This window comes from Denitrobaculum tricleocarpae (assembly GCF_007004665.1).
In the GTDB taxonomy this organism is placed as follows: domain Bacteria; phylum Pseudomonadota; class Alphaproteobacteria; order Kiloniellales; family Kiloniellaceae; genus Denitrobaculum; species Denitrobaculum tricleocarpae.
The window spans coordinates 131708-138188 of sequence record NZ_ML660063.1; the positions used below are offsets into that span (position 1 = coordinate 131708).

General features: G+C 56.5%; 6 protein-coding genes. 3 read left to right on the top strand and 3 right to left on the bottom strand.

From position 1 onward, the window contains the following. Positions 1–34: 34 nt before the first annotated feature. From FKG95_RS26130 to FKG95_RS26140, 3 genes are read right to left on the bottom strand one after another with little or no spacing between them, the layout of a single operon-like run. The gene (locus FKG95_RS26130) at positions 35–1003 is read right to left on the bottom strand and encodes an NAD(P)-dependent oxidoreductase (protein WP_142899394.1); all 969 of its coding nucleotides are present in this window, start codon (positions 1001–1003) and stop codon (positions 35–37) included. A 38-nt stretch (positions 1004–1041) separates the two neighbouring features. Further along, entirely contained in the window at positions 1042–2232 is a 1191-nt protein-coding gene (locus tag FKG95_RS26135; protein WP_142899395.1) for a mandelate racemase/muconate lactonizing enzyme family protein, read from the bottom strand. 38 nt (positions 2233–2270) lie between these two features. Then, complete coding sequence (locus FKG95_RS26140) at positions 2271–3350, bottom strand: Zn-dependent alcohol dehydrogenase (RefSeq protein WP_142899396.1); 1080 nt, start codon at positions 3348–3350, stop codon at positions 2271–2273. 442 nt (positions 3351–3792) lie between these two features. Here FKG95_RS26140 and FKG95_RS26145 point away from each other — a divergent pair, with 442 nt between their 5' ends. Genes FKG95_RS26145 through FKG95_RS26155 form a run of 3 tightly spaced genes read left to right on the top strand, consistent with a single transcriptional unit; the run spans position 3793 to position 6312 of the window. Beyond that, complete coding sequence (locus FKG95_RS26145; protein ID WP_142899397.1) at positions 3793–4794, top strand: glycosyltransferase family 2 protein; 1002 nt, start codon at positions 3793–3795, stop codon at positions 4792–4794. Continuing rightward, positions 4745–5395: a class I SAM-dependent methyltransferase gene (locus tag FKG95_RS26150; RefSeq protein ID WP_142899398.1), complete on the top strand. Its 651-nt coding sequence runs from the start codon at positions 4745–4747 to the stop codon at positions 5393–5395. The genes FKG95_RS26145 and FKG95_RS26150 overlap by 50 nt, the downstream gene beginning before the upstream one ends. After that, positions 5374–6312, top strand: a complete 939-nt coding sequence (locus FKG95_RS26155) for a hypothetical protein (RefSeq protein ID WP_142899399.1) — start codon at positions 5374–5376, stop codon at positions 6310–6312. Before FKG95_RS26150 ends, FKG95_RS26155 begins: the two co-directional genes overlap by 22 nt. The last annotated feature ends 169 nt before the right edge of the window (positions 6313–6481 follow it).

The window sequence follows — 6481 nt, forward strand, 5'->3', positions numbered from 1 at the left end:
ATCTGGCCGGCTTGCGTGAAGGCTGCCGGCCGCATCAAGACGCGGCCTCGCGCCCCCGCACTTTGACCTCATACCCGGCCTCTTCCGGTTCGTCGTCGGTCATCTCGGGCGGGAAGCCCGGTGCGAGAACATCCAGGCCGGTCGCCTCCTCCAGGCGTCGGATGATATTCGGCGAGAGCTCTCGCGAACCATAGCGCTGCTCGCCGTCCTGGAAGATGCTTTTGAGCAGCGGGGACACCTCCAGCGGCACGTTCGCCCGCTCCGCGACCTCCTGGAACAGGGAGATATCTTTCACCACCAGGTCCATGGTGAAGTTGATGTCGCGAGAGCCGTTCAGGATGACCTGACTTTCCGTCTCATGGACGAAGGAATTGCCCGAAGAGATACGGATGGCCTCATAGGCGGTGTTGAGGTCCATGCCCGCGGCCTTGGAAGTGACCAGCGCTTCGCAAAGCGTGACCAGGTTGGCTGTGGCAAGATAGTTGGTTACGACCTTCAGAACCGAGGCTGAACCCAGATCTCCGGTGTGCAGAATGCGCCGTCCCATAGCCTTGAGCACCGGCAATGCGCGCTCGAAGGTTTCGCGGGAGCAGCCGGCCAGGATGGCGATGTTGCCGGTCGCCGCCCGATGGCAACCGCCCGAAACCGGACAGTCGACGGGCTCCGCCCCGACCGCTTTCACGCGCTCGGCGATGCGGCGCACTTCGCTCTCGTCGGTGGTGGACATTTCGGCCCAGATCTTTCCTTCGGATAGCCCGGCGAGAATGCCGTCCTCGGCCTCCATGACGGCGGCGCAGATGGCGGGCGAGGGCAGGCAGGTGATGACCATGTCGACCGCTTCCGCCATGGCTTTCGGGCTCTCCGCCCAATGAGCGCCCTTGTCGAGGAAAGGCTGCGCGGCTTCCTTATCCAGATCGCGCACGGTCAGATCGAAACCGTTGCGCAGCAGACTTCCGGCGAGCTTGCCTCCGACATTGCCGAGGCCGATAAATCCGATTTTCATGTGTTTCTTCTCCCAACAACCGCCTTCTGTGTCTTTCATCAGGGCGTGGCGGGCGTTTCTGACATTTCAAGATGTAGGGCCTTGCCTTCATAGGGATGCGCCAGTGCGACCTCTTCATTCAGTTCGACACCGATTCCAGGTTCACTCGGCGGGATCACGTAGCCGTCTTCCCACTGGATCGGTTTTTTCAGGATCTCCGAATGGAAGCCGCCCCAGGTCTGGATGCTCTCCAGGATCAGGAAGTTCGGTGTGCAGGCGCTGATCTGAATGTTGGCGGCCCCTTCGATGGGACCGCAATAAAGATGCGGCGCGATCTGGGCATAATAGGTCTCGGCCATGCCTGCGATCTTCTTGGCTTCCAGGATGCCGCCGACCCGGCCGAGCGCCATCTGCAGGATCGACGCGGCCTGGTTCTCGAGCACGCGGGCGAATTCATACTTGGTGGTCAGGCGTTCGCCGGTCGCGATGGGGATCGAGGTCTGGCGCGCCACCCGCGCCATCTCAGCCGGGTTTTCGGGCGGTGTCGGTTCCTCGAACCAGAGCGGATCGTAGGGCTCCAATTGACGCGCCAGCCGGATCGCGCCGGAGGTGGTGAACTGCCCGTGGGTGCCGAAGAGAAGATCCGCCTTAGTGCCGACGGCCTCGCGGATTTTTTTGACGAACTCGACCGAGCGGGCGATGTCCTCCAGGCTCGGCTGATGCCCGTCATAGACGGTGTAGGCGCCGGCCGGATCGAACTTCACCGCCGTAAAACCCTGGGCGACGTATTCCGCCGCCCGTTCCGCGGAGCGGTCGGCGTCGTGATAAAAGTCCTCGGTCTCGTTCTCGCCGGGATAGAGGTAGGTATATGAGCGCAGACGCTCGTGCACCTGACCGCCCAGCAGCTCGTAAACCGGCTTGTTCAGTTCCTTGCCGACGATATCCCAGCAGGCCGTCTCGATCCCGCTGAGCACGCCCATGACCGAAACGTCCGGGCGCAGGGTGTAACCCGCGCCGTAAACGTTGCGCCAGAGCCTCTCGATCTTGAAGGGATCGCTCCCGATGACGTGACGCGCGCAGACGTCCTCGATCATCTTCGCGACAACATGCGGGCCGAAAGTGGCGGCATAGACTTCGCCGATACCGGTGATGCCGCTGTCGGTGGTCAGCTTGACGAAGATAAAGTATCTGCCGCCGAAATGGGGCGGTGGATTGCCCACCACGAAGGTTTTGACGTCGGTGATCTTCATGCGCGTTTCGCCTTTTCCCGGACGTGCGTGTTGTATTTCTAAAAGAGGATGACGTTGCGCAGGGCTTCGCCGCGCTTGACCGAATCAATCGCTTCGTTGATGTCTTCCAGCGCATAGCGGCCTGTGACCAGCTCATCCAGTTTCAGGCGGCCTTGCTTATAGAGCGAGACCAGATTAGGGATGTCGATCTGGATTCGCGCCGAACCCATTTTCGAGCCGATGATGTTCTGGCCGTAAGCAGCGATGCTGCCCGGATCAATCTCGGACATGACACCGCTGGCGGGCATGCCCACCAGCACGACCGTGCCGGTCGGCCCCATCAGGCTGTAGGATTGATCGAATGCGGCTTTAGCGCCAACGGTGACGAAGACATAGTCGGCGCCCCGGCCGGAGGTCCTCGCGCGCACGGCCTCGCCGACATCTTCCTTGCCCGGATTGATTGTTGAGGTCGCGCCGAACTTCAGCGCCGCCTCCAGCTTGTCGTCCGCCAGATCGACGGCGATAATCTCAGTCGCACCGCAAAGGGCCGCACCCTGAACCGCGTTCAGGCCGACGCCGCCGGTGCCGATGACAACTACGTTCGATCCGGGTTCGACCCTAGCAGTGTTCACCACAGCGCCCAGGCCGGTAATCACGCCACAGGCCAAGAGCGACGCGGATTCCATCGGAATATCCTTCGGAATGCTTACGGCCTGCGATGCCTCGACCACAACATACTCCGCGAAGGCCCCGGTCCGCAGCCCATGTCCCAGAGCTTCTCCGTTCTTAGAGGCGAGAGGTGAGGTCTCATCCAGCGGAAATGTCGTCTCGCAGGCTACGAGCGCGCCCTGTGCGCAATAGTGACAGTGTCCGCAGGAGCGGATCAGGGTGACCACCACATGGTCGCCGGGTGCCACCGTCGTGACGCCCGGACCGACCGCTTCGACCACACCGGCGGCTTCGTGACCGTAGACCGCCGGGAGCTCGCCGCCCCAGGCCCCCTCGGCGTAGAGAATATCGCTGTGACAGATCGCACAGGCAGCGAGTTTGACCTTGATTTCCCCGGCCTGCGGCGCGGCGATCTCAATCTCTTCAATGACGAGCGGGGCTCCAAACGACCGGCAAACGGCTGCTTTCACGCGGGTACTCTCCAAATCGGCAAAACCAACAGCTGCGGAGTGTCTGTGAAGCGAGATCGAAAATCAAACAAATCAGTTACCTCACCTGGCTGTTGAGTTTTTGTGACTTGAGCTGGTTGATTTCTGGCCTAGCGGGGCCGGGCGCGCTTGCCTTCCTAGACGGCAATTGACAGCAGCGTCGGCGCAGATAAGAGGTGTTTCGTGCTGTCGTTTCGGAAGTATCTCTAAAATGAGCACCAGCGCCCATCGGCAGTGTATCGCCCATTTCGGCGGCGCAATATTTCTTTACAATAGACCGGAAAACATAGCATAAACTGCACCCGATCCAGGTGCGCGGTATGACCAAAGCTGTTTTGATCAGCGTCGCCTCTAATATTCGAGAGCGTTTTTATGTCCGTGCATGGATGCCCGGCAGGTTGACGCCAGTATTTAGGTCATTTAAATGAAGTTAATAGTTCAAATTCCTTGTTTTAACGAAGAAGATACACTGCCCCAAACCGTTGCCGATATTCCAAGGCAGATTGAGGGGATTGAAAAGGTCGAGATTTTAATCATCGATGATGGATCTCACGACAATACTGTCGCAGTCGCAAAAAAAATCGGTGTCGACCATATAGTTGAAAACACTAGAAATATCGGATTGGCGGGGTCTTTCCAAAAGGGCGTGGATCGTTGCCTGGAGCTGGGGGCGGACATAATCGTCAACACTGACGGGGACAACCAATATGCCGGGGGCGACATACCCGCATTGGTTCGGCCAATTCTGGATGGTAAGGCAGATGTTGTTGTTGGAGACCGGCAAACCTCTGAGGTTGAACACTTTTCGTCTACAAAGAAATTTCTCCAGCGTTTCGGGAGCTTCGTCGTCCGAAACCTCTCCGGCGTGGATATTCCGGACGCGGTTAGCGGATTTCGAGCAATTTCGCGCGAAGCTGCTCTTAAAATAAACATCGTATCTTCGTTCAGCTACACAATCGAAATGCTGATACAGGCTGGCAAGAAACGTATGGCCATTGAGTCGGTGCCGGTCGGTGTGAACGCGAAAACCCGGGACTCTAGGCTTTTCCGTTCGATACCCGGCTTCATCAAAATGTCTTCGATGAGCATGATCCGCACTTATGCGATGTATCAACCGCTGCGCGTTTTTGTGGGCATCGGTCTTGTTCTTTCGTTCATCGGCATTTTCCCACTGGTCCGCTTCGTTGTGTCTTTTGCGCTTGGAGACGGAGTAGGACATATCCAGTCGCTGGTGATTGGCAGTAGCTTGCTTGTGATCGGGTTTGTTACGTTTTTGATCGGTCTGGCCGCCGATCTCATAAACTTCAACCGGCGGCTAATAGAGAGGACGCTGGAAAGCACGCGTCGTATCGAACTTCACTTAAACAGGCTTGAGCATGACGAAGAAAACCGATCTTTCAAAATCCGACAATCCGATCGCGGTTGAAGACGGAATAGTAATCGGCAACGTTTACAATAAATATGAGTCGAAGAATCCAATTGCCCGACACCTTCTCTCGGGCTTTTTTGCCAGCTTTGATGAATTGTTGAAGCTGTCGGCCGCGCGAGACGTTCATGAAGTCGGTTGCGGTGAGGGACATCTCAGTGCCCGCATTCGAGCCCATGGATGCAAGGTGCGCGGGAGCGATTTCTCCGTCCAGATTGTCGAGCAGGCCCGACAGCTGCAAAACGATGACATCGAGTTCACGGCGAGAAGTATCTATGATCTGAATTCCGATAGCGATTCAGCCGAACTGGTCGTTTGTTGTGAAGTGCTCGAACACTTGGAGGAACCTAAAGCTGCGTTGACGAAGCTGGTCGACGTGTGTGAGCAGTGGTGCATCTTGAGCGTGCCCAGAGAGCCGATTTGGAGTTATATGAACCTCGCTCGCGGTAAATACTGGAGCGATTTTGGAAATACGCCGGGACACGTTCAGCGATGGAGCAGCAAGGCATTCATTGCCCTTGTTCAGGATCACTTCGAAGTGGTTGAGATCCGCCGGCCGCTCCCATGGACAATGGTCTTATGCCGTTCCAAAGACAGCTAAAGCTTGCGGCGCGGCTCTTAGGGTATGGCGTTATCGCGTTTTGTCTCTGGTATCTGGGAAACGCGCTCGCTGACCATTATCAATCTCTAATAGAGTTTAAGTGGGGCGTAACTGTCTGGAGTACGTTGCTGCTGACGAGTGTCGTCTATGCGGCAAGCTTTCTGTTTCTGGCGTTGTCATGGGCCGTTCTATTGTTCGGTAAAATGCCAAGTCCGCGACAGGCGCTTCAGGTCTTCAGTGTCTACGGAAGATCGAGTATCGGCAAATATCTGCCTAGCAATGTTCTGCATTTTGTTGGCAGGCAGGTACTGGGTAAGGCGTTGGGCGAAAGCCAGATCAGACTTGGTTTGGCGTCCTTCGTGGAGATCGGTTTTTCGCTTCTTTCCGTTATTCTGCTGACCAGCGCTGTTTTTTCACATCCTGACAACACTATCAACCTGATCAACCCGGCTCAGAGCCAGCTATTGCTCTGTTTTACAATACTCCTACTTGGAATGGCCTGCGCCTTCCCTTATATCTGGCCGAAATTTGCCAATCGAAACCTGGGCCGTTTATCAAGGTTTTGCGATCAAGTCTCAACAGTCCCGTTTGCGACCGCCTTCGCTTTAAACTTTCTGTTTTTTCTGGCTGTTGGACTCGTTGCCGCTTTTACCTCAACCATTCTCAGCGACAGTGACCTCAAGTTATTTTACATCGCTGCGGTTTATTTGATGTCCTGGCTAATTGGCTATGTTGTGCCCGGTGCTTCGGGGGGGCTGGGCGTCCGGGAGGCAATTATAGTCGCCCAGCTTTCACCTGAACTGGGCGAAGCCACTGCGCTCGCATTCGCTATCTTTATGAGATTGCAGACGACTCTCGCTGACGGCATTGTTTTCGCGATGGCATTTTCTGTACCTGAACGATATCGAAAGATCTAACAGCACTATGTGCAGCTTTTCAAGCGACGCCGTAAGTTAGGCCTAATGGGATGGCCCGCCCCACCGGGCTTTCGGTGTGCGATGCTTGATGTGCCCACATCAGCAACGCAAGGAAGGACCATCCCATGGATATCAAAACCCTTGGCATCGATATCGGCAAGACCGTCTT

Excerpts from the sequence above, each read along its gene's own strand:
- FKG95_RS26130 (WP_142899394.1), bottom strand. The coding sequence starts at position 1,003 with ATGAAAATCGGATTTATCGGCCTCGGCAATGTCGGAGGCAAGCTCGCC.
- FKG95_RS26135 (WP_142899395.1), bottom strand. The coding sequence starts at position 2,232 with ATGAAGATCACCGACGTCAAAACCTTCGTGGTGGGCAATCCACCGCCC.
- FKG95_RS26145 (WP_142899397.1), top strand. The coding sequence starts at position 3,793 with ATGAAGTTAATAGTTCAAATTCCTTGTTTTAACGAAGAAGATACACTG.
- FKG95_RS26150 (WP_142899398.1), top strand. The coding sequence starts at position 4,745 with ATGACGAAGAAAACCGATCTTTCAAAATCCGACAATCCGATCGCGGTT.
- FKG95_RS26155 (WP_142899399.1), top strand. The coding sequence starts at position 5,374 with ATGCCGTTCCAAAGACAGCTAAAGCTTGCGGCGCGGCTCTTAGGGTAT.